This window comes from Micromonospora sp. NPDC020750, assembly GCF_044334565.1.
In the GTDB taxonomy this organism is placed as follows: domain Bacteria; phylum Actinomycetota; class Actinomycetes; order Mycobacteriales; family Micromonosporaceae; genus Micromonospora.
The window spans coordinates 443,332-462,042 of record NZ_JBIRTH010000002.1; the positions used below are offsets into that span (position 1 = coordinate 443,332).

At 72.0% G+C, this 18,711-nt stretch carries 18 protein-coding genes, 1 tRNA gene and 1 pseudogene; 14 read left to right on the top strand and 6 right to left on the bottom strand.

The window, feature by feature from the left end:
- Positions 1 to 103: 103 nt before the first annotated feature.
- Positions 104 to 1,129 (bottom strand): glutathione S-transferase family protein, encoded by a 1,026-nt coding sequence (locus ACH4T9_RS07230; RefSeq protein WP_396670364.1) that lies wholly within the window; start codon positions 1,127 to 1,129, stop codon positions 104 to 106.
- Positions 1,130 to 1,276: 147 nt separating this feature from the next.
- Here ACH4T9_RS07230 and ACH4T9_RS07235 point away from each other — a divergent pair, with 147 nt between their 5' ends.
- Positions 1,277 to 1,699 (top strand): ester cyclase, encoded by a 423-nt coding sequence (locus ACH4T9_RS07235; RefSeq protein ID WP_396670363.1) that lies wholly within the window; start codon positions 1,277 to 1,279, stop codon positions 1,697 to 1,699.
- On the opposite strand, the gene ACH4T9_RS07240 is transcribed toward ACH4T9_RS07235, so the two are convergent.
- Positions 1,680 to 2,255 carry a Uma2 family endonuclease gene (locus tag ACH4T9_RS07240; protein ID WP_396670362.1) on the bottom strand — a complete coding sequence of 192 codons (576 nt, stop codon included), beginning with the start codon at positions 2,253 to 2,255 and terminating at the stop codon, positions 1,680 to 1,682. The two genes, ACH4T9_RS07235 and ACH4T9_RS07240, sit on opposite strands and share 20 nt — an antisense overlap.
- A gap of 105 nt (positions 2,256 to 2,360) precedes the next feature.
- Here ACH4T9_RS07240 and ACH4T9_RS07245 point away from each other — a divergent pair, with 105 nt between their 5' ends.
- From ACH4T9_RS07245 to ACH4T9_RS07280, 8 genes are all read left to right on the top strand, one after another.
- Positions 2,361 to 3,038, top strand: a complete 678-nt coding sequence (locus ACH4T9_RS07245; protein ID WP_396670361.1) for a NuoI/complex I 23 kDa subunit family protein — start codon at positions 2,361 to 2,363, stop codon at positions 3,036 to 3,038.
- Positions 3,035 to 3,574 (top strand): NADH-quinone oxidoreductase subunit J, encoded by a 540-nt coding sequence (locus ACH4T9_RS07250; protein WP_396670360.1) that lies wholly within the window; start codon positions 3,035 to 3,037, stop codon positions 3,572 to 3,574. Before ACH4T9_RS07245 ends, ACH4T9_RS07250 begins: the two co-directional genes overlap by 4 nt.
- The gene (gene nuoK, locus ACH4T9_RS07255) at positions 3,571 to 3,951 is read left to right on the top strand and encodes an NADH-quinone oxidoreductase subunit NuoK (RefSeq protein ID WP_396670359.1); all 381 of its coding nucleotides are present in this window, start codon (positions 3,571 to 3,573) and stop codon (positions 3,949 to 3,951) included. The genes ACH4T9_RS07250 and nuoK overlap by 4 nt, the downstream gene beginning before the upstream one ends.
- Positions 3,948 to 5,855 carry an NADH-quinone oxidoreductase subunit L gene (locus tag ACH4T9_RS07260; protein WP_396670358.1) on the top strand — a complete coding sequence of 636 codons (1,908 nt, stop codon included), beginning with the start codon at positions 3,948 to 3,950 and terminating at the stop codon, positions 5,853 to 5,855. Before nuoK ends, ACH4T9_RS07260 begins: the two co-directional genes overlap by 4 nt.
- Positions 5,852 to 7,357 (top strand): NuoM family protein, encoded by a 1,506-nt coding sequence (locus ACH4T9_RS07265; protein ID WP_396670357.1) that lies wholly within the window; start codon positions 5,852 to 5,854, stop codon positions 7,355 to 7,357. The genes ACH4T9_RS07260 and ACH4T9_RS07265 overlap by 4 nt, the downstream gene beginning before the upstream one ends.
- A 214-nt stretch (positions 7,358 to 7,571) precedes the next feature.
- Positions 7,572 to 9,044: an NADH-quinone oxidoreductase subunit N gene (locus tag ACH4T9_RS07270; RefSeq protein WP_396670356.1), complete on the top strand. Its 1,473-nt coding sequence runs from the start codon at positions 7,572 to 7,574 to the stop codon at positions 9,042 to 9,044.
- A 175-nt stretch (positions 9,045 to 9,219) separates the two neighbouring features.
- A complete protein-coding gene (gene htpX / locus ACH4T9_RS07275) occupies positions 9,220 to 10,098 on the top strand; it encodes a zinc metalloprotease HtpX (RefSeq protein WP_387014911.1) in 879 nt (292 codons plus the stop codon).
- A gap of 155 nt (positions 10,099 to 10,253) precedes the next feature.
- A complete protein-coding gene (locus ACH4T9_RS07280) occupies positions 10,254 to 11,513 on the top strand; it encodes an MFS transporter (protein WP_396670355.1) in 1,260 nt (419 codons plus the stop codon).
- 91 nt (positions 11,514 to 11,604) lie between these two features.
- Here ACH4T9_RS07280 and ACH4T9_RS07285 read toward each other — a convergent pair whose 3' ends face one another.
- Both ACH4T9_RS07285 and ACH4T9_RS07290 read right to left on the bottom strand, forming a co-directional pair.
- Complete coding sequence (locus ACH4T9_RS07285) at positions 11,605 to 13,089, bottom strand: LPXTG cell wall anchor domain-containing protein (protein ID WP_396670354.1); 1,485 nt, start codon at positions 13,087 to 13,089, stop codon at positions 11,605 to 11,607.
- 369 nt (positions 13,090 to 13,458) lie between these two features.
- Positions 13,459 to 13,953 carry a YajQ family cyclic di-GMP-binding protein gene (locus ACH4T9_RS07290; RefSeq protein WP_387014918.1) on the bottom strand — a complete coding sequence of 165 codons (495 nt, stop codon included), beginning with the start codon at positions 13,951 to 13,953 and terminating at the stop codon, positions 13,459 to 13,461.
- A gap of 152 nt (positions 13,954 to 14,105) precedes the next feature.
- On the opposite strand from ACH4T9_RS07290, the gene ACH4T9_RS07295 reads away from it, so the two are divergent.
- Both ACH4T9_RS07295 and ACH4T9_RS07300 read left to right on the top strand, forming a co-directional pair.
- Positions 14,106 to 14,189 (top strand) — tRNA-Tyr (locus ACH4T9_RS07295).
- A gap of 155 nt (positions 14,190 to 14,344) precedes the next feature.
- Positions 14,345 to 14,836, top strand: a complete 492-nt coding sequence (locus ACH4T9_RS07300; RefSeq protein WP_396670353.1) for a hypothetical protein — start codon at positions 14,345 to 14,347, stop codon at positions 14,834 to 14,836.
- Here ACH4T9_RS07300 and ACH4T9_RS07305 read toward each other — a convergent pair.
- Positions 14,820 to 15,262: pseudogene (locus tag ACH4T9_RS07305) on the bottom strand (integrase); the annotation flags it as partial. The gene ACH4T9_RS07300 and the pseudogene ACH4T9_RS07305 sit on opposite strands and share 17 nt — an antisense overlap.
- A gap of 181 nt (positions 15,263 to 15,443) precedes the next feature.
- On the opposite strand from ACH4T9_RS07305, the gene ACH4T9_RS07310 reads away from it, so the two are divergent.
- A complete protein-coding gene (locus ACH4T9_RS07310) occupies positions 15,444 to 16,544 on the top strand; it encodes an RNA polymerase sigma factor (protein ID WP_396686823.1) in 1,101 nt (366 codons plus the stop codon).
- Between the two features lie 124 nt (positions 16,545 to 16,668).
- Here the strand turns inward: ACH4T9_RS07310 and ACH4T9_RS07315 are convergent, their stop codons facing one another.
- Positions 16,669 to 17,499, bottom strand: coding sequence for a M55 family metallopeptidase (locus ACH4T9_RS07315; RefSeq protein ID WP_396670351.1), 831 nt, complete (start codon positions 17,497 to 17,499; stop codon positions 16,669 to 16,671).
- A gap of 71 nt (positions 17,500 to 17,570) precedes the next feature.
- On the opposite strand from ACH4T9_RS07315, the gene ACH4T9_RS07320 reads away from it, so the two are divergent.
- Positions 17,571 to 18,065, top strand: a complete 495-nt coding sequence (locus tag ACH4T9_RS07320; protein ID WP_396670350.1) for a GNAT family N-acetyltransferase — start codon at positions 17,571 to 17,573, stop codon at positions 18,063 to 18,065.
- A gap of 427 nt (positions 18,066 to 18,492) precedes the next feature.
- The gene (locus ACH4T9_RS07325; protein WP_350882010.1) at positions 18,493 to 18,624 is read left to right on the top strand and encodes a hypothetical protein; all 132 of its coding nucleotides are present in this window, start codon (positions 18,493 to 18,495) and stop codon (positions 18,622 to 18,624) included.
- The last annotated feature ends 87 nt before the right edge of the window (positions 18,625 to 18,711 follow it).

Consider the following 18,711-nt stretch of genomic DNA (forward strand, 5'->3'; position numbering starts at 1 on the left):
CTTGCAGTTGCGGCCCCGACACAAGGTGCGAAAGGCGCATCACGGGGGCCCAAAGTGCAAGATCGCGGGAAGGGGGAGAGGGGAGAGGGGAGGTCGGGGTGGGTTAGGGGAGTGGGGTGAGCCGCTCGGCGGGGGGTGGGGGTGGGGGTGGGGTGCCGTCGCCGAAGGGGCGGCCGCCGAGCTGCTCGCGGCCGTGTGGGGTGAGCCAACCCGACAGGTCGGGGCCGAGCGGAACGATCCCGGTCGGGTTGATGTCCCGGTGCACCTCGTAGTAGTGCCGCTTGATGTGGTCGAAGTCGATCGTGTCGCCGAACCCGGGCGTGGCGAACAGGTCCCGGGCGTACGCCCACAGCACCGGCATCTCGGTGAGCTTCTGGCGGTTGCACTTGAAGTGGCCGTGGTAGACCGGGTCGAACCGGACCAGCGTGGTGAACAGCCGCACGTCCGCCTCAGTGATCGTGTCGCCGACCAGGTACCGCTGCCCGGCCAGCCGCTCGGCCAGCCAGTCCAGCCGGTCGAACAGCCGGTGGTACGCCTTCTCGTACGCCTGCTGGCTGCCGGCGAAGCCGCACCGGTACACGCCGTTGTTGACGTCGGCGAAGACGACCGCGTTGACCTCGTCGATCTCGTCGCGCAGCCGCTCCGGGTACAGCTCCGGCGCGCCCTCGCGGTGGTACGCCGTCCACTCGGTCGACAGGTCCAGGCTCATCCGGGCGTAGTCGTTGGTGACCACCTGTCCGGTCGGCACGTCCACGATCGCCGGCACGGTGATGCCCCGCTCGTACCCGGGGAACCGGGCGAAGTACGCGTCGGCCAGCCGCTCGATGCCGAGCACCGGGTCCCGCCCGCCCGGGTCCAGGTCGAACGTCCAGCTCCGGGCGTCATGGGTCGGCCCGGCCACGGCCATCGAGATGGCGTCCTCCAGGCCCAGCAGCCGACGCACGATGATCAGCCGGTTGGCCCAGGGGCAGGCGCGACTGACCGCCAGCCGGTACCGGCCCGGCTCGACCGGCCAGCCGTCCCGCCCGTCGGCGGTGATCCGGGTGGCGATGTACCGCTGGTCGCGGGTGAACTCCCTGCCGGGCTCGACGTACTTCCCGTCGGTCGTCGCCTCTGCCTCGTCGCCCACGTCGCCTCCTGGTGTCCGCCGGTCGTTCCCGTCCGTACCATCTTGGCCGATTTCCGGCCTGCGGGCGGGGCCTGGGTCCGCGCGGCCCCCCGGACGCCCGCCCGCGTGCCCCATGGCCGCCCGGTCCCTGGTGGCTAGGCTGCCCGGGTGAACGATGTGGAGGCGGCGGCCCGACGCTTCATCGCCGACGTGTGGAACGGCCGGCGCGAGGAGTCCGCGTACGAGCTGGTCGCGGCGGAGTGCCCGGGGCTGGGCGGAACCGGCCCGGAGGCCGCGCTGGCCTGGCACCGGGAGCGGCGGGCGGCCTTCCCGGACCTGCGCTACAAGACCGTGGACGTGGTGGCGTCCGAGGAGCGGGTGGCCGTGCACTGGCGGGCCGCCGGCACCCAGGCCGGCGCATTCGGGCCGGTGCCGCCCACCGGCCAGGTGGTCAGCTTCTCGGGGGCGTCGTTCCTGCGCTTCGACCCGGCGGGGCGGATCGCCGACGTGTGGCACTGCACCGAGCTGTTCCAGCTCCTCCAGCAGCTCGGCGTCGAGGTGCTTCCGCCGGTCACAGGTGCCGGGGCGTGATCCGGCTGACCGGCAGGTTGACCGGGAACGGCTCGCCGGTGTCCACGAACTTCGTCCAGCGCCCGGTCTCGGTGTAGACCTCGTCCACCGGGTCGATCCGGTGCGTGTGGACGGCCAGCCCGTCGTCCTCCACCTCGATCCGCCAGAAGTACGGGATGCCGGCCTGCGCGTAGAGGGCGGGCTTGAGCACCCGGTCGATGGAGCGGGTGCTGGGGGAGACGATCTCGACCGCGAGCACGACCTCGTGCGCCTCGTACCGCGACGGCTGACGCCGCGCCGCGGCCGACGTGGTGACCAGCACGTCCGGGATGAAGGAGCGGGTGCGGTTGATGCGCACCTCGACGCCCTGGGTGACGTCGTACTCGTCGGGGCAGTCTTCTTCGAGCGCGACCATGAGCCGGCCGGCGATGATCTGGTGTACGCGGGTGGGGGAGGGGGACACGAGGAGCACTCCATCGAGCAGTTCGCGGCGGCGACCGTCCTCGGGCAGCGCGTCGAGGTCGTCGGTCGTCCACCCGCCCTCGGGCGGCTGGTCGCTCTGCAGCGCGGCGGTCATGGGAAAGGCCCTTCCCGGTGTGTCGTTCTCCCCGTCGTCACCGTACCAACGCAATGCGCAGGGTGGTGGTCGCGCGCGCCGGGGGCACAGGGCAGGATGGACGGCATGAGCGAGCGGAGTGTGCCCGGCGAAGGGCTGGCGAAGGGGCTGGCCGTCACGCTGAAGACGATGACCCGCCGCTCGACCACCCAGCAGTACCCGGACGTGGCCCCCGAGCTGCCGCCCCGGTCCCGGGGCGTGATCGCCCTGCTGGCGGAGAACTGCACCGTCTGCATGCTCTGCGCCCGCGAGTGCCCGGACTGGTGCATCTACATCGACTCGCACAAGGAGGAGGTGGCGGTGCCCGGCGCCGCCCGTCCCCGCCAGCGCAACGTGCTCGACAAGTTCGACATCGACTTCTCGCTCTGCATGTACTGCGGCATCTGCGTCGAGGTCTGCCCGTTCGACGCGCTCTACTGGTCGCCGGAGTTCGAGTACGCCGAGTACGACATCAAGAACCTGCTGCACGACAAGGACCACCTCGGCGAGTGGATGGGCACCGTCCCGCCGCCGCCCGCGCACGACCGCAACGGCGAGCCGGCGAAGGAGGAGACCACCGCCGCGCGCAAGGCCGCCGCCCCGGCCACCCCCGCCGTCCGTCCGGCCCCCACGCGGGTACGCCCCGAGCCCGCCCCGGGTGCTGCCGCCGAACCGGGTGCCGCCGAACCGGGTGCCGCCGAACCGGGTGCCGCCGAACCGGGTGCCGCCGAGCCGGGGGCTGCCGAACCGGGGACCGCCTCGTGACCGGTGTGGACGCGCTGCTGCTCGCCCTCGGCGCGGTGGCGGTCGGCGCGGGGGCGCTGGTGGTGACCACCCGGCACCTGGTCCGGGCCGGGCTCTACCTGGTGGTCTGCCTGGGCGCCCTGGCCGGCCTCTTCCTGGTGCTCACCGCCGAGCTGGTGGCCTGGGTGCAGGTGCTGATCTACGTGGGCGCCGTGGTGGTGCTGCTGCTGTTCGCGGTGATGCTGACCCGCGCCCCGATCGGCGCCTCCGACGACCTGGACCGGCCCGGCTGGCCGGCCGCCCTGATCGGCGGCGGCGCCGGCCTCGGGCTGGCCGCCCTGCTGGTCGACGCGTTCCGCTGGACGCGGGTCGACCTGCCCGAGCCGGGCACCGCCGAGCGCCTCGGCGAGCAGGTGTTCGGCTCCTGGGTGCTGCCGTTCGAGGTGCTCTCCGTGCTGCTGCTGGCCGCCCTGGTCGGCGCGATCGTGCTCTCCCGCCCCGACATCGGCCGCCCCGCGGCCGACCGGCCGGCGCCGGCGCCGGGGGGCCGCCGGTGAGGCCCGTCATCCCGTACGTCACCGCCGCACTGCTGTTCGGCCTGGGCGTGTACGGCGTGCTGCGCCGGCGCAACGCGGTGCTGGTGCTGATGGCCGTGGAGTTGATGCTCAACGCGGTCAACCTGGTCCTGGTCACCGCCGACACCACGGTCCGGGCGCAGCTCCCGCACGCCGGCCAGGTCTTCGCCCTCTTCGTGATCGTCCTGGCTGCCGCCGAGATCGGCGTGGGGCTGGCCATCGTGCTCCAGCTCTACCGCATGCGGGCCAGCGTCGCCGTCGACGAGGTGCCGCTGACCGAGCCGCCGCTGGTCGAGCCGACTCCCGGGGCGGGCGCGGCGGCGACCCCGGGCGCGTCGGCCGGCGAGGTGATCCGGTGACCGGCCTGCTCGGCGCGCTGCTGCCGGCCGTACCCCTGGTGGCGGGCCTGGTCGGGCTGCTGCTGCCGCCCTCGCCGCGCGGCGCGACCACCGGGCAGGATCCGGCCCGGCGGGCGGCGATCGGCCTGGGCGTGGCCGGGGCGGCCGGGGCGCTGCTGATCGCGGTCGTCCTGCTGGTCCGCGTCGGACAACCGGTGGAGACCTCGACCACCTGGGTCGACCTGGGCGGGCTGCGGGTCACCCTCGGGGTCCGGCTCGACGGGGCCGCCGCCCTGGTGGCGGTCGCCGTCGCGGCGGTGGCCCTCGCGGTGCAGGTCTACTCCGTCGGCTACCTGAAACGGGGCCCGCACGACGACGTCGAGGTCGACCACCGCTACCCGCCGTACGCGGCGCAGATCAGCCTCTTCACCGCCGCGATGCTGCTGGTGGTGGTCGCCGGTGACCTGATCATGCTGCTGGTCGGCTGGGAGGTGATGGGCCTCTGCTCCTACCTGCTCATCGCCCACGACCGCCGGCTGCCCGAGGCGCCGGCCGCCGCGATGAAGGCGTTCCTGGTCACCCGGGTGGGCGATGTCGGCTTCCTGCTCGGCATCGCGTTGCTCGGCGTCTCGGCGGGCAGCTTCCGGATCGCCGACGTGCTCGCCCACGATTACTCCGCAGGCCTGCTGACCACCGCCTGCCTGCTGCTGCTCGCCGGGGTGGCCGGCAAGAGCGCCCAGTTCCCGCTGCACACCTGGCTCCCCGACGCGATGGCCGGCCCGACGCCGGTCTCCGCGCTGATCCACGCCGCCACCATGGTCGCGGCCGGCGTGTACGCGGTCACCCGGCTCTACCCGCTGTTCGAGCGGGCCCCGACCGCGCTCGCCGTGCTCGGGGTGATGGCCGCGGTCACCCTGTTGCTCGGCGCGCTCGCCGCCACCGCCCAGGACGACCTCAAGCGGGTGCTGGCCTGGTCCACGGTCTCCCAGATCGGCTACATGACCGGCGCGCTCGCCGTCGGCTCACCCACCGCCGCGTTGTTCCACCTGCTCAGCCACGCCGCGTTCAAGGCGCTGCTGTTCCTCGCCGCCGGGGCGGTGATCCACGCCGTCGGCACCACCCTGATGTCCCGGATGGGCGGCCTGCGCGCCACCATGCCGGTGACCTTCTGGTGCACGGTGGTCGGCCTCGGCGCGCTGGCCGGCGTCCCCCCGCTGTCCGGCTTCTGGAGCAAGGACGGCGTGCTCGCCGCCGCCGAGGCCGCCGCGCTGGACGGGGCCGGCCCGGCCCCCGCCTGGGTGGGCTGGCTGGTCTGGCTGGCCGGGCTGGCCGGCGTCGCGGTCACCGCCTGGTACGCCACCCGGCTGCTGCTGCGCGCGTTCCTCGGCGAGACCCGGATGCCGCTGGTGCACCCGCACGACCCGCCCGCGCTGATGCGCTGGCCGGTGCTGATCCTCGCCGTCCCGGCGGCCCTGCTCGGTCTGGCCGCGTTCCTGCCCCCGTTCACCGACCGGCTCGCCGCCGGCGAGGGGGAGTTGGTGCACCTCGGCCCGGCCCTGCTGCTGCCGCTGGCCCTGCTGGCCCTCGGCGCGGGGCTGGCCTGGGCCGGCTGGCGGCGGGACCGGACCGCCGACCCGGCCCGCGCGCTGGGCCCGCTGGGCCCGCTGTTCGCCGCCGGCTTCCGGCTCGACGACGTCCAGCGCGCCCTCGTCGTACGCCCGGTGGTCGCCCTGGGCCGGGCCGCCCGCGCGGGTGACGAACTGGTGATCGACGGCGTGGTGGGGGGCACCGCCCGGGGCGCACGCGGCCTCGGCGGGGCACTGGCCGGGCTGCACCGCGCCGCGCTGCCCCGGGCGGTGGCGGGGGTGCTGGCCGGCGCGCTGCTGATCGGGCTGGCCGCCGTGCTGATCGGAGGGGCCGCATGACGCTCGGACAGGTCCTGCTCGTCGCGGCGCTGGTCGTGCCGGCGGTCGGCGCGGCCGTGGTCGCCGTCGTCCCCGGTGACCGGGCGGCCCGCCTGGTCGGCACGGCGGCGGCGGGGCTGACCCTGCTCGCCACGGTGGCCCTGGTCGTCGGCGACCGGCTCTGGACCGGCTACGGGCCGCCCTCGGCCGTACGCCCCTGGCACCAGCTCGACCTGTCCTGGGTGCCCGGCCTCGACCTGCGCTTCCACCTGGGCGTGGACGGCATCTCGTACCCCCTGGTGGTGCTGACCGCGCTGCTCACCCTGCTCTGCTGCGCGTACACGGTGTGGAAGGTGCCCGCCGGCGGCGGCAGCGGCCGAGCCCTCGTGGCGCTGCTGCTGGTGGTCGAGGTCGGCATCCTCGGCACCTTCCTCGCCCTCGACCTGGTGCTGTTCTTCTGCTTCTTCGAGGTCGTCCTGCTCCCCATGTACGCGATCATCGCCGGCTGGGGCGGACCGGACCGGCGTCGGGCGGCGCGCAAGTTCGCCCTCTACACCCTGCTCGGCTCGGTGCTGCTGCTGGTCGGCGTGTACGTCGTGGTGGCCGCCGCCGGCACCGCCGACCTCGTCGCGCTGACCGGCGGGGCCGGGCTTCCCCGGGGCACCCAGCTCGCCGCGTTCACCCTGTTCGGGTTGGCGTTCGCGGTGAAGAGCCCGCTCTGGCCGTTGCACTCCTGGCTGCCCGACGCGCACACCCAGGCGCCCACCGTCGGCAGCGTCGTGCTCGCCGGGGTGCTGCTCAAGATGGGCACGTACGGGCTGGTCCGGGTCGCCGTCGGGGTGGCGCCGGAGGGGGCCCGCTGGGCCGCCCCGGTGCTCGGGGTGCTCGCCGTCGCGGCGATCCTGATCGGCTCCCTGGTCTGCCTCGCCCAGAGCGAGCTGAAGCGGCTGATCGCGTACTCCAGCGTCGGGCACATGGGGTTCGTGCTGCTCGGGGTGGCCACCCTGACCGCCACCGGCATCCAGGCCGCGCTGATCGGCAACATCGCGCACGGGGTGATCACCGGACTGCTCTTCTTCCTGGCCGGGGCGGTCAAGGACCGGTCGGGCACCGGGGAACTCGCAGAGCTGTCCGGGCTGCGGGAGACCGCGCCCCGGCTAGCCGGGCTGCTCGGCTTCGCCGCCGTCGCCTCGCTGGGCCTGCCCGGCCTGGCCGGGTTCTGGGGCGAGGCGTTCGCCGTGGTCGCCGCGATCGGGCGGGGCGGGGTGTTCTGGACCGTCCTGGGCGTGCTGGCGGCGGTCGGCGGCGCGCTGACCGCCGCGTACCTGCTGCGGCTGCTGCGCCGGGTCACCCATGGCCGGCCCAGCCCCGCGGTCGGCCGGGTCGCCCCCGGCCTCGCCGCCGCCGAACTGACCGCGTGGGCCCCGCTGGTGCTGCTCGCCCTCGCCGTCGGCCTGGCACCCGCCCTGGTCCTGGGCGTCGCCGCCGACCCGGTGGCCGCCCTGGTGGCGGTCCTTCCATGAGCCCCGTGGCGGAGGTCGCGAACGAAGGTGGATTCCGGTGAGTGTGAGGAGTGCAGCGGAGCGGAGCCCCGCAGTCGCGAACGAGGGTGGGTTCCGGTGAGTGTGAGGAGTGCAGCGGAGCGGAGCCCCGCAGTCGCGAACGAAGGTGGGCTCCGGTGAGTGTGAGGAGTGCAGCGGAGCGGAGCCCCGCAGTCGCGAACGAAGGTAGGTTTCGGTGAGTGTGGTGCAGAGCGTCGACAGCGTGGCGCTGCTCCCGGCGTACCTCGCGGCCGGCACGGCCGTCCTGGTGCTGCTGATCGACCTGCTGGTGGCGCGGGCCGCCGCGACGGTGGCGGTGGCCGCCGCCGGGTCGGTCGCCACCGTGGTCGGCTGCGCCGTCGTCGGGGCGGGCGGCGAGCGTTCGACGTTCTGCGTCGGCACCGACTGTTCGTACGTCTTCGGTGGCCGGGCCGCCCTGGTCGGGGCGCTGTTCGCCCTGCTCACCCTCGGGGTGCTGGCGCTGTCCGGGCCGCTGCTGCGCGCCGGCCGGTCGCCGGTGGGCGAGTACTGCTTCCTCCTCGCCTGCTCGATGACCGGCGGCGTGGTGCTCGGCGCGGCCGGCGACCTGATCACCCTGATCGTCGCGCTGGAGACGCTGACCCTGCCGCTGTACGTGCTCGTCGGCCTGCGCCGGGGGAGTCTCGCCAGCGCCGAGGCGGCGGTGACGTTCTTCGTGGTGAGCGTGGTCGCCACCACCCTCACCCTGCTCGGCGCGGCCCTGCTCTACGCGGTCACCGGCGGACTGCACCTGGGCCGGGTCGGCGCGCTGTTCGCCGAGCGCCCCGACCTGCTGGACGTGCCGCTGACCACGTCGGCCGTGGCGCTGGTCCTGCTCGGGCTGGCGTTCAAGGTGGCCGCCGTGCCGTTCCACGCCTGGGCCCCGGCCACCTACGACGGCGCGCCGCTGCCGGTGGCGGCGTACCTGTCGACCGCCTCGAAGCTCGGCGGGGTGGTGGCCCTGCTCGCGGTGGTCCAGCGGGCCCTGCCGGCGGAGGTGACCGGCCCGGTGCTCGCCGGACTCGCCGTGCTCACCATGACCGTGGGCAACCTGGTGGCGCTGCGCCAGCGCCGGGCGGTCCGGCTGCTCGCCTGGTCGTCGGTGGCCCAGGCCGGCTACATCCTCGCCCCGCTCGGCGCGCTCGCGCTGGCCGCCGGCCGCACCGCCGACGCCCGTGCCGCCGCGTACGCCGCCGCCGTCGCGTACGCGGTCTTCTTCGTGGTGCTGGAGCTGGCCGCGTTCGCTGCGCTGGTGGCGCTGCGGCCGGCCGACGCCGACGGCGGCACCCTCGTCGAGCTGCGCGGCGCGGCCCGGCGACGGCCCTGGGTGGGGGCCGCGTTCGCGCTGGCCCTGGTCGGGCTGGCCGGTCTCCCGCCGGGGCTGGCCGGCCTCTTCGCGAAGGTGACGGTGGTTCGGGCCCTGCTGGACGGGGGCGCGGCCTGGCTGGCGCTGGTCGTGGCGGTGAACGCGGTGATCGGCCTCGCGTACTACCTCCGCGTCGCCGCCCTGTTGTACGCCCCGTCGGCCGACGTCACGCCCGTCCCCGCCCGCCCTGCCGGAGCGGTCGCCGTCGCGCTCGCCGCCGCCACCGCCGTCGCGTTGGTCGTCGGCTTCGCCCCGCAGCTCGTGCTGGACCTCGCGGCCCGCTGACCCTGCGTAGACCGAGCCCACTGGGGCGGTCTCAGGCGGATCGCTCCGACCTGGGGCTCAGTAGCCGCTCAGCCTTTACAGGTAACTCACAGTCATTAGGCGGATGGTTGGTGGGTACCGGTTTTGTTGGACCGGTCAGCGGGTCCCGCGTGATCCGCGCACCGAAGGAGCGATCGTGCATCACAACCGTCTGAAGACCGCAGCGCTGCTCGGCCTGTTGACCTCGCTGATCCTCGCGGTCGGCTACTGGTTCGGCGGGAGCGGCGGGCTCGTCATCGCCGTCGTCATCTCGTTGGTGATGAACGGCGTGACCTACTTCTACTCCGACAAGCTCGCGCTGCGCTCGATGAAGGCGCAACCGGTCACCGAGGCACAGTTCCCCGAGCTGTACCGGATGGTCCGCGAGCTGGCCACCGAGGCCCGGCAGCCGATGCCCCGCCTGTACGTCAGCCCCACCTCACAGCCCAACGCGTTCGCCACGGGTCGCAACCCGGCCAACGCGGCGGTCTGCGTCACCCAGGGCATCACCGAGGTCCTCGACTACCGCGAGCTGCGCGGGGTGATCGGGCACGAGCTGTCACACGTCTACAACCGGGACATTCTCATCTCCAGCGTGGCGGCCGGTCTGGCCGGCATCATCACCATGCTGGCCAACCTGGCGTGGTTCATCCCGCTCGGCTCCTCCGACGACGAGGACCGCCCCAACCCGGCCGTGCTGCTGCTCACCCTGATCCTCGGCCCGATCGCGGCCACCGTGATCCAGTTGGCGATCAGCCGCAGCCGGGAGTTCCAGGCCGACGCGTCCGGTGCCCGCCTCACCGGGGACCCGCTGGCCCTGGCCAGCGCCCTGAAGAAGATCCACATGGGTACCCAGGCCCGCCCGCTGCCGGCCCAGGGACAGCTCACCAGCACCGCCCACCTGATGATCGACAACCCGTTCAAGCGGGGCGGCGGCATCGCCGCTCTCTTCTCCACCCACCCCCGGATGGAGGAGCGGGTCGCCCGGTTGGAGCAGATGGCCGCCAGCGCCGGCCCGGTGCAGTTCCAGCGCTGACGCCCGTACCACCCGATCCGCCCGCGCCCGGTCCCACCGGGCCCGGGCGGATCGTCGTGTACGCGACGAGACGCAGGCCATACCCGGTGCATTCCCGGCAGTCGCGGCGTTAGGGTCGCAACGTCTTCCGCTCATTACATCTTTGGAGGTTCCCCGTGGCCGGACTGCGCCAGTACCTGGGCGTCTGGCGGATCCCGGGCGCGCCGATGCTGCTCGTCCTCGGCGTGATCGGCCGGCTCGGGATCGGTATGACACCGCTGGCGCTGCTGCTCGTCGTGGAACAGGTGACCGGGCGGTACTCCCTCGCCGCGGTCGCCGGCGGCATCTACGCCCTCTCCAGCGCCGCGTTGAGCCCGATCGCCGGCCGGGTCGCCGACCGGGTCGGCCCGACGCCGGTGCTGCTGGCCACCGCCGTCGCCCACCCCCTCGCGCTGTCCGGCCTGCTGATGGCGAGCCGCTCCGACGCCGGCAACCTGGCCCTGATCTACGTGGCCTCCGGGGTCGCCGGCGCCACGTACCCGCCGCTGACCGCCGCGATCCGGGGGGCCTGGAACGACCTGACCGGCCCCGCCTCCGGCCGGTACCACCTCCGCAACACCGCCCTGGCCGCGGAGACCACGCTCTTCGAGGTGGTCTTCGTGCTCGGTCCGCTGCTGGTGGCCGCGTTCGTCCTGTTCGCCGACGCGACGGCCGCCCTGGTCGGCGCGGCGGTGGTCACCCTGGTCGGCACCACCGCCGTGGCGTTCGGCCGGGTGATGCGCGGCTGGCGCCCGCACGCGCACGAGCACCAGGCGAAGGGGCTCGGCCCGCTGCGGGTCGGCGGCTTCCCCGCACTGCTGCTCTGCGTCGCCAGCCTCGGCATCGCGTTCGGCGCCGCCGGGGTGATCGTGCCGGCCTTCGCCGGGAGCCAGCCGACCGACGACCCGGAGAGCCTGGCCGGGCTGCTGCTCGCGGTCTGGGGGATCGGCAGCGCGGCCGGCGGGTTCTGGTTCGGCGTCCGCAAGCCGGCGGCGAACATGACCCGCCAGTTCGCCTGGCTGCTCGCCGCCGTCGCCGGCAGTTTCGTCGTGTTCGCGGTGATGCCCGGGCCGCTGCCGCTGGGCGTCGCACTGATCGTCGGCGGGGCCACCATCGCGCCCGCGTTGACCCTGGAGAACACCCTGGTCGGGCGGATCGCCCCCGTCGGCATGCTGAACGAGGCGTACACCTGGGTGGTCACCATGTCGGTGGCGGCCAGCGCCGCCGGCGGCGCGGTGGCCGGGCTGATCGTCGACCACAGCGGCGGCGTGTCCTGGGCGTTCCTCTTCGCCGGGGCTGCGGTCGCCGTCGGGGCCACGGTCGCCGCGCTCCCCGCCGGCCCGATCGCCCGGGCCGAGGCCACGGCGGTACGCGCCGAGCAGACCCTCGCCGCCTGACCCCGGCCCGACGGACGGTCGGAATTCGATCCCCCAGCAGGCGCTCCGGGCACCGGGCTGCGGTGCCCGGAGCGCCTGACTGATGTACCGATCAGACCTGGATGCCGACCTTGCGGCGGATCCGGCTGGCCCCGAGCAGGAGCGCACCGGCGGCCAGCAGGCCGCCACCCAGGGAGAGGACACCGGCGGAGCTGTCACCGGTGACCGGCAGCTCCTGTTCGTCCTTGCCCTTGTCGCCCTTGTCGTCCTTGCCGTGCTCGTCGTCCTTGCCGTCCTTGCCGTGCTCGTGGTCCTTACCGTGCTCGTCGTCCTTGCCGTCTTTGCCGTGCTCGTGGTCCTTGCCGTGCTCGTCGTCCTTGCCGTCGTGCCGGGGGTCGAACTTGCCATCCCGGATGCAGACGGTGACGGTCGCAGGATCGGAGACCACGGTCTTGCGGTAGAACTTGCCGATGGCGCGGGCCGTGTTGACCACCTTTCCGGTCTTGACGTCGGCCGAGGTCACCACATGCGGCTTGACGGCGTGGCAGTCGGTGCTCGTGCCCGGTGCCAGCGTGGTGCTGTTGCAGACCACCCGACCGGCCTTGCGGTCGTGGACGGCCACGTCGGTGATGGCGACCGTGCCGGTGTTGGCCACCCGGTAGGTGTAGAAGATCTTGTCGCCCTTGGCCGCGAAGCCATCGTTCTCACACTTGTTGCGGCAGTCCGACTCGACCCGGGCCTTCTTGTCGATCGACAGGCTGATCTGCTTCGGCGGGACCCGCTCGGTGGTCACGGTGAACGTCGCGTAGTCGGACAGCACCTTCTGCCGGTGGAACAACCCGGAAGCCTGCGCGGTGTTGACGATCTTGCCCTTGGCCACGTCGGTCTTCGTGACGGTGTACGTGCCGTGGCAGGTGGTGCTCGCCCCCGGCTTGAGTGACGTGTCCTCGCAGACGATGCCGGTGACCGTGTCGTCGGTGACAGTGATGTCGGTGACGACGATCGGGTAGGTCGTGCCCGTGTTCTGGTTCGTCACCGTGTAGGTGTAGGTGACCTTGTCACCGGCCTGTACGTCGGTGGCCGGGGTTGCGGTCTTGGTCAGCCCCAGCTTCAGGTCCGCCGGTCGCCTCGCCCCACAAGTGCTGATGAGCTCGAAGGAGCGTGCGTTTCCGGACACCAGCACAGCGGTGGCGCCGGTGAGCGTCCCGCCGGCCGGGAGCCGGATCCACGCCTTGCTCGTGCCCATGTCATTGACGATCTTGCTGTTGGGAGCGGTGGGGATCGTCCTCGTGACAGTGCCGCTCGGCGTGCTGAACGTCGCCGTGACCGACTGGAAGGCGCCGCTGGTGTGCGGGTTGCCCGGCAGGTTGAAAACCCACGCGTCCTCGTTCGGGAAGGGCCCACCGCCGAGCTTGGGGTCGCAGTTCTGGGTGAACTGGGCTGCCGTCGTCGGCACGTTGCCCGGGCTGATGTTGATCGGCGGTGCCGCAACGGCCGGCGAGCCGGCCGCGAGCAGCAGGCCGCCGGCCAGCAGCGTGAAGGCGGCCAGTCGTACGCGGATGCCGGCTCGTGTGCGCGGCGAAGAGGTCTTGCTCATGTGTTCCCCCGTGTCGTGGACTGTTGACAAGGGGGGCAACGAGTAGTAAAAGACGCGCGTCACGCAGGAGAAGGTGAAATCCCCCGCTAGATGGAAAAGGTGCCCTTCTCCAACCAAAACACCTCGGCTACCCCATCCAGGCGCCCAGGGCGGCTGCCTGGGGCGTGAGTTTCGTACCCGGCGAGCCCGTCGGCAGCGGACGGGAGGCCCCTGAGGCGGGCTACAGCCTTCGTCCCCGATGTGACTCAGCTGGATCGGACGGGAACGCGGTACTCGCGAGCTGCGCCTTCGGCGACCTCCGGGCGCAGTTGCCGCCGCGCACCGACGGTGGCGGCCGGCCCCCGAGGACGGCGGCCGGTCGCCACCGCGTCAGCGGTAGTTGGTGAACTGGAGGGCGACGCCGAATTCATCACCCTTGAGCAGGGCGATGATGGCCTGGAGATCGTCCTTCTTCTTGCCGGTGACCCGGAGCTGGTCGCCCTGGATCTGCGCCTGGACGCCCTTGGGGCCCTCGTCCCGGATCTTCTTGCTGATCACCTTGGCCTTGTCCGAGTCGATGCCCTGGATCACCTTGGCGTCGATCTTGAAGATCTTGCCGGAGGGACGCGGGTCGCCGGCGTCGAGGGACTTCAGCGAGATGTTCCGCTTGACCAGCTTCTCCTTGAAGACGTCCAGGGCCGCCCGGACCCGCTCCTCGGTCTCCGCCTGGAGGCTGATCGCCTCCTCGCCCGACCAGGAGATCTCCGCGCCGGTGCCTCGGAAGTCGAACCGCGTCGCGAGCTCCTTCTCCGCCTGGCGGAGGGCGTTGTCGACCTCCTGCCGGTCGACCTTGCTCACGATGTCGAACGACGGATTCGCTGCCATGCTCATGCTCCTGCTGTCCGGGCGGTCAGTGCTCGTACGCGTCGCCCGCCGACCAGCGGCACGACTCCCCTGACGGTACCCGGTTGCGCCGGGCCCGGGAGTAACCGCTATCCTTGGCTCCGCTGCCGCGCACAGCGCGGTGGTGACGCCCTGGCGGGTTGCCCGAGCGGCCAATGGGAGCGGACTGTAAATCCGTCGCGAAAGCTTCAGAGGTTCGAATCCTCTACCCGCCACCAGGTGCGAGAACGGCCCCTGAACAGCAGGAATGCTGATCGGGGGCCGCTTTCGTTGGTCCCGCTGGGTCTCACTCCGGACCGCTCGATCTCGCTGGCTGTGTCACATGCGTGTCACCGCCCGGACTGCCCTTGCGGCCTGTTCCCACCATGGGCAAGTGGCGTGGGAGTGGTTAGGGCCGGTTGCGACCGGCGTCGTGGGCATTGCGGGCATCGTAGGTAGCGTCTGGACTGCGGCATCTGCTCGGCGGAGCCAGGCGGAGTCGCTGCGCAGCCAGTCGAACGCGGAGTCTCGACAGGCGTTCCGTGCGGACAAACAGGCCCTCTACACGAGAGTTCTGCATGAGTTGACCACTTTTGTGGAGACCTCTGTTCGCCGTAAGGCACTCACGGCGGCGAAAGCCACCACCGATGAGGAACTAGATGAGTTGCGCTCCGTCGTCGATGCGCACTCCAAGCAGATGCTTGTTGTCGGACGGCTGCGCGCAGAGGTAGCCGTGGTAGCCGGACCAGCTCTAGCCGATGAGGTCCGCAGGGTCGCCGTAAAGTTGATCGCAATCTCAGACGGCAAGGGCGACGTCGACGGTGCCCCGGATGTACTCGCTGAGCTGATCGAAGCCATGCACGCCGACCTCAAGGTCGATGTCTGACTCCCGCAAGTGCTGCCTCGATCCGACGGCGGGCGGCTTCCTCCTGGCCGTAGACACACTTCGCGTAGACCCGCATGAGGACGTGCACGCTGTGCCCGGCCCACTCAGCTACTTGGGTCGTCGGCACCCCGGCATTGAGCCAGAGCGACACGGCGGCGTGCCGTAGGTCGTACGGTCGCCGGGCCAGCGGGGAACGCTGCTGTGCCGGCGTGAGTACCTCTCCCCGCGCGTTGCGCCATGCCGTCCCGTAGGTGTTTGTTCGGGATTGGTTGGCCGGCGCTGGGCACCTACCGGCCACCGGGGCCGTGCCGGGTGACGAACAGCTTCCCGTTCGAGCCGGTCAGGTGCAGTACGCCCCCACCCGCCGGACTTGGCAGGTCGCTTGTACTCATCTTCGCGCAGGTGAAGCATTCCCTCGGGACGCAGCAGGACCAGCGCCGCGTCGGCGAGCGCGGTCAGGTCGACGGCGCTCCTCCACCCGGGGACCGACTCGCACGGCTCGAGGAGGAGGAACCGGAGCCGGAATCTTGCCGGGTGGTCGTAAGGAACCGTGGTCGCAGCGACAAGTAGGGGTGTGAGACCACCACCTGGAGGATCGGTGCCGGATGTGCGGAGGACTGCCGCAGACCGTCAGCGCCTGACTGACTTGTTCTGTCGACACGGCGACGCGGTCTTTGCGTACGCCAATGATCGACTGGGCGGCGAGGATGCGCGGGACCTCGTGAGCGAGGTGTTCGCCGTGGCGTGGCGCCGTTTGGCAACCATCAAGGAAGGCCAGGAACGGCCCTGGTTGTTCGGGGTCGCGCGACGGCTGGTGTTGCAGCATCGGCGCAGTCGCGCGGGTTACGCGGCGTTGCGGGCGCGCCTGCATTCGCAGGCCCAGGCCGACGTGACTGAGTACGCCCCGTCCGCCTCCCAACGAACTGACGTGATGGCGGCATTGGCGGAACTGCCAGAGATCGACCGCGAGGTGTTGCTGCTGCGGTACTGGTACGACTTCAACGGCAGAGAATCAGCGAAGGTGCTGGGGTGTACCGCGGCGACGTTTGCCGTGCGGTTGCACCGGGCTCCTCGCCGCTTCGAGGACGCATACGGGACGTCGGCGGGTGGAGCCGAAAGCGTCTCCGATCGGCGGTCTGACCGCGTACACGAGGGGGCTGGAGTGAAGCACTACGACGCAGCAACCGGAGGCCTGATCAATCGTGCCCGGCCCAGCGCCCGGGTCATGTTCACGACAACCCCCCAGGGACAGGCGATGCTCGCTCGCATCCTCGAGCTGCCGCCGCAGCCCGAGGGGAGGTCCCGGAAGAGGCGTTTCGGTATCGCTGTAGCGGCTGCCGCCATGGTTCTGGCCGCTGGTGGCGCGACCGCCGCGATCGGTGGTTACCATGCGCCGACTGGGCCACCGGAGGCAATGCCTGCAAATGATACGGCCTTCGTGTGCGCCACCACCGGTATGCACCGGATGGGGGAAACGGTGGCGAGAGTTGGCGAGGCTCCGGTCGATGCATGTCGGAGGTCGTGGAGCCGGATCTTCAGTGTCAAGGCGCCAGCCCACCTGTTTGCCTGTGTGCAACGTATCGAGGCGATCCCTTCTCCGCGAAGTAGCGCCTCTCCCTCTTCCGAGACGAGGTGGGGGAAGCTTGTGTACGTCATCGACGGTGAGCAGTTCAAGAACCCATGTGTGGATCGGTCAAGATGTTCGTAGCGCCGGCAGGCGACTGAACGCCGCACGACGCCGTCCCAGGTTCGACGGGTGGCCGGGCGGCGACCCGCCCCGGCCCTCCCCGAGCGCCGATCCCGCAGCGGGTACGTGTCACCGACGTACCCGGTCAGCCGTTCTTGACCTGGGCGAGTTGCACGAGGAGCTGGACCACGTCGTACGCCTCGGCGACGTTCCGGCCGGTGAAGGTGACCGTCCGGGCGCCGGCGGCGCGCTCGACGCCCGGGATCAGCGTCGCCATGTCGACGGCGGAGGGGCTGTACAGATCCACCTCCAGCGCCACCGGACCGACGATCGACAGGGGTGGCACCTGTGCCCGTCGTCCCATCGCGGTGGCCGCCCCGTGCCGGAGCCGGTCGCGCGCGACCGCCGGATGCAGCACCTCGGCGGTGAGCTGGCCCAGCGCCCGCTTCACCGGGACGGTCGACGCGTCGGGCACCAGTTCCAGCAGCTCGGCGCAGGCCGCTTCGTCGCCGCTGAGCAGCACGACCGGGGCGCCGTGCTGACCGGCCAGGGCGGCGTTGAGACCGATCTCGCCGACCTCCCGCCCGTTGAGCCGCACCCCGAGGACGGCGTCGCTGATCGTGTGGGCGAGCACGGCGGGGCCGGTGCCCGCCCGGGCGTGGTAGCCGACGAACAGCACGGCATCGACGTCGTCGGCGAGCCCCGCCAGCATGCCCCGCGGGCGGGGTCTGCCGCGGATCAGCCGCACCCGCCGGTCGAGATCCTCCGGCAGCAGGTTGCGGAAGGGGCCGTGCGCGTCGACCACCACGACCTCCGCCGACGGCTCCGCCTCCAGCACCCCGGCGACGACGGCGTTGACGTCGGCCGTCATCAGCGCCCGGCCACGCTCGTAGTCGTACCGGTCGGGGTTGGTCTCCGTGGGGTGGACGATGCCGGAGATGCCCTCCATATCGGCTGAGATCAGTGCCTTCGCCATCGGCTCACCCTAACGCGATCCGCCGTTCCGCTCGGGCTCCGCAGGCCGGGCGGACGCGGGAGGATGGGCCGATGGTGGGAGCATCCGCCGCGCCGGTGGCGAGCACGGACCGGCTCGTGCTGCGGGCGGCCCGGCCCGCCGACCTGGCGGTCCTCGAACGAATGTGGCGTGACCCGCTGATGCGGCGTCACCTCGGCGGCCCGCTGCCGGACGAGGTGGTGGCGAAGCGGCGGGCCGGCGGCGGGATCGACGGGTTCATGGTGACGCTGCGCCTCGGTGAGGTCGTCGGCTGGTGTCGTCTCGGCCGGTACCGCACGGGCGAGCTCGAACTGTCGTACGTCTTCCTGCCGGAGTGGTGGGGGCGGGGGTACGCCCGGGAGGCGTGCGCCGCGGCCGTCGGCCTGGCCTTCGAGCGGTTTCCGGACGACGCCCGGCTGATCGCGGTCACCCAGGAGGCGAACGACCGGTCGGTGCGCCTGCTCGAGGCTCTGGGCATGACCCGGGTCGACGCGTTCGAGGAGTTCGGCGCCCGCCAGGTCCGGTACGCGGTCGACCGGGCGGGGTGAGCGTGGGGACGCCGGCCGGGCGGCCGGGGGCGATCGCGTCGACGGCCCGTCGGCGCCTTCAAGGGGTCGGACCGCCGACGCGGGGTGGGGAACGGCCGGGTGGGGGTCCGGAAATGAAGGTCCCTTTCGATATCCGCTCCACTGTGCTGTGCCGCCCCGGATATAGCGCCATGCGACTTTAGACGCACTCAATGAGTTTCCGTGATTGGCGCGCTTGGTCCGAGTGTTCGCCAAATGAAGCGGGGCGTGGAACCCGGTAACGCTGGGGTATCACCCCGCCAGGCAGGGCATCCTGCCGATCGGTCGGACTTGCTGCCGTCCAGGCGGAGCCAGGCCACCGAGGGCTTTGTTGCCCTCAGTGCGTGTGGCACCATCATGGAATCTTCACGCCCCCCGTGCTGCCCGTTTCGTGACAGGAGCCCCACAGATGCCTACTCAAAAGCTGGGTCGGCTGCTCGGCATGACCCTGATGCTCTTCGCGCTCGCCTCCGGCGTCGCCTCGGTTGCCGGTGATTCGGTCGCCGGTGACCGGGCGACCCTCGAGTTCGAGTGGAACTAGGTTCTTCGCGGTTCGTTTGACACCCGCCGTCGTTCGGGTCACCGGGCGACGGCGGTAGCGACCGGGCATCGGCGCGGAGTTCACTCT

Excerpts from the sequence above, each read along its gene's own strand:
- ACH4T9_RS07290 (WP_387014918.1), bottom strand. The coding sequence starts at position 13,953 with ATGGCAGCGAATCCGTCGTTCGACATCGTGAGCAAGGTCGACCGGCAG.
- ACH4T9_RS07315 (WP_396670351.1), bottom strand. The coding sequence starts at position 17,499 with ATGGCGAAGGCACTGATCTCAGCCGATATGGAGGGCATCTCCGGCATC.
- ACH4T9_RS07245 (WP_396670361.1), top strand. The coding sequence starts at position 2,361 with ATGAGCGAGCGGAGTGTGCCCGGCGAAGGGCTGGCGAAGGGGCTGGCC.
- ACH4T9_RS07240 (WP_396670362.1), bottom strand. The coding sequence starts at position 2,255 with ATGACCGCCGCGCTGCAGAGCGACCAGCCGCCCGAGGGCGGGTGGACG.
- ACH4T9_RS07285 (WP_396670354.1), bottom strand. The coding sequence starts at position 13,089 with ATGAGCAAGACCTCTTCGCCGCGCACACGAGCCGGCATCCGCGTACGA.
- ACH4T9_RS07325 (WP_350882010.1), top strand. The coding sequence starts at position 18,493 with ATGCCTACTCAAAAGCTGGGTCGGCTGCTCGGCATGACCCTGATGCTC.
- ACH4T9_RS07320 (WP_396670350.1), top strand. The coding sequence starts at position 17,571 with ATGGTGGGAGCATCCGCCGCGCCGGTGGCGAGCACGGACCGGCTCGTG.
- ACH4T9_RS07265 (WP_396670357.1), top strand. The coding sequence starts at position 5,852 with ATGACGCTCGGACAGGTCCTGCTCGTCGCGGCGCTGGTCGTGCCGGCG.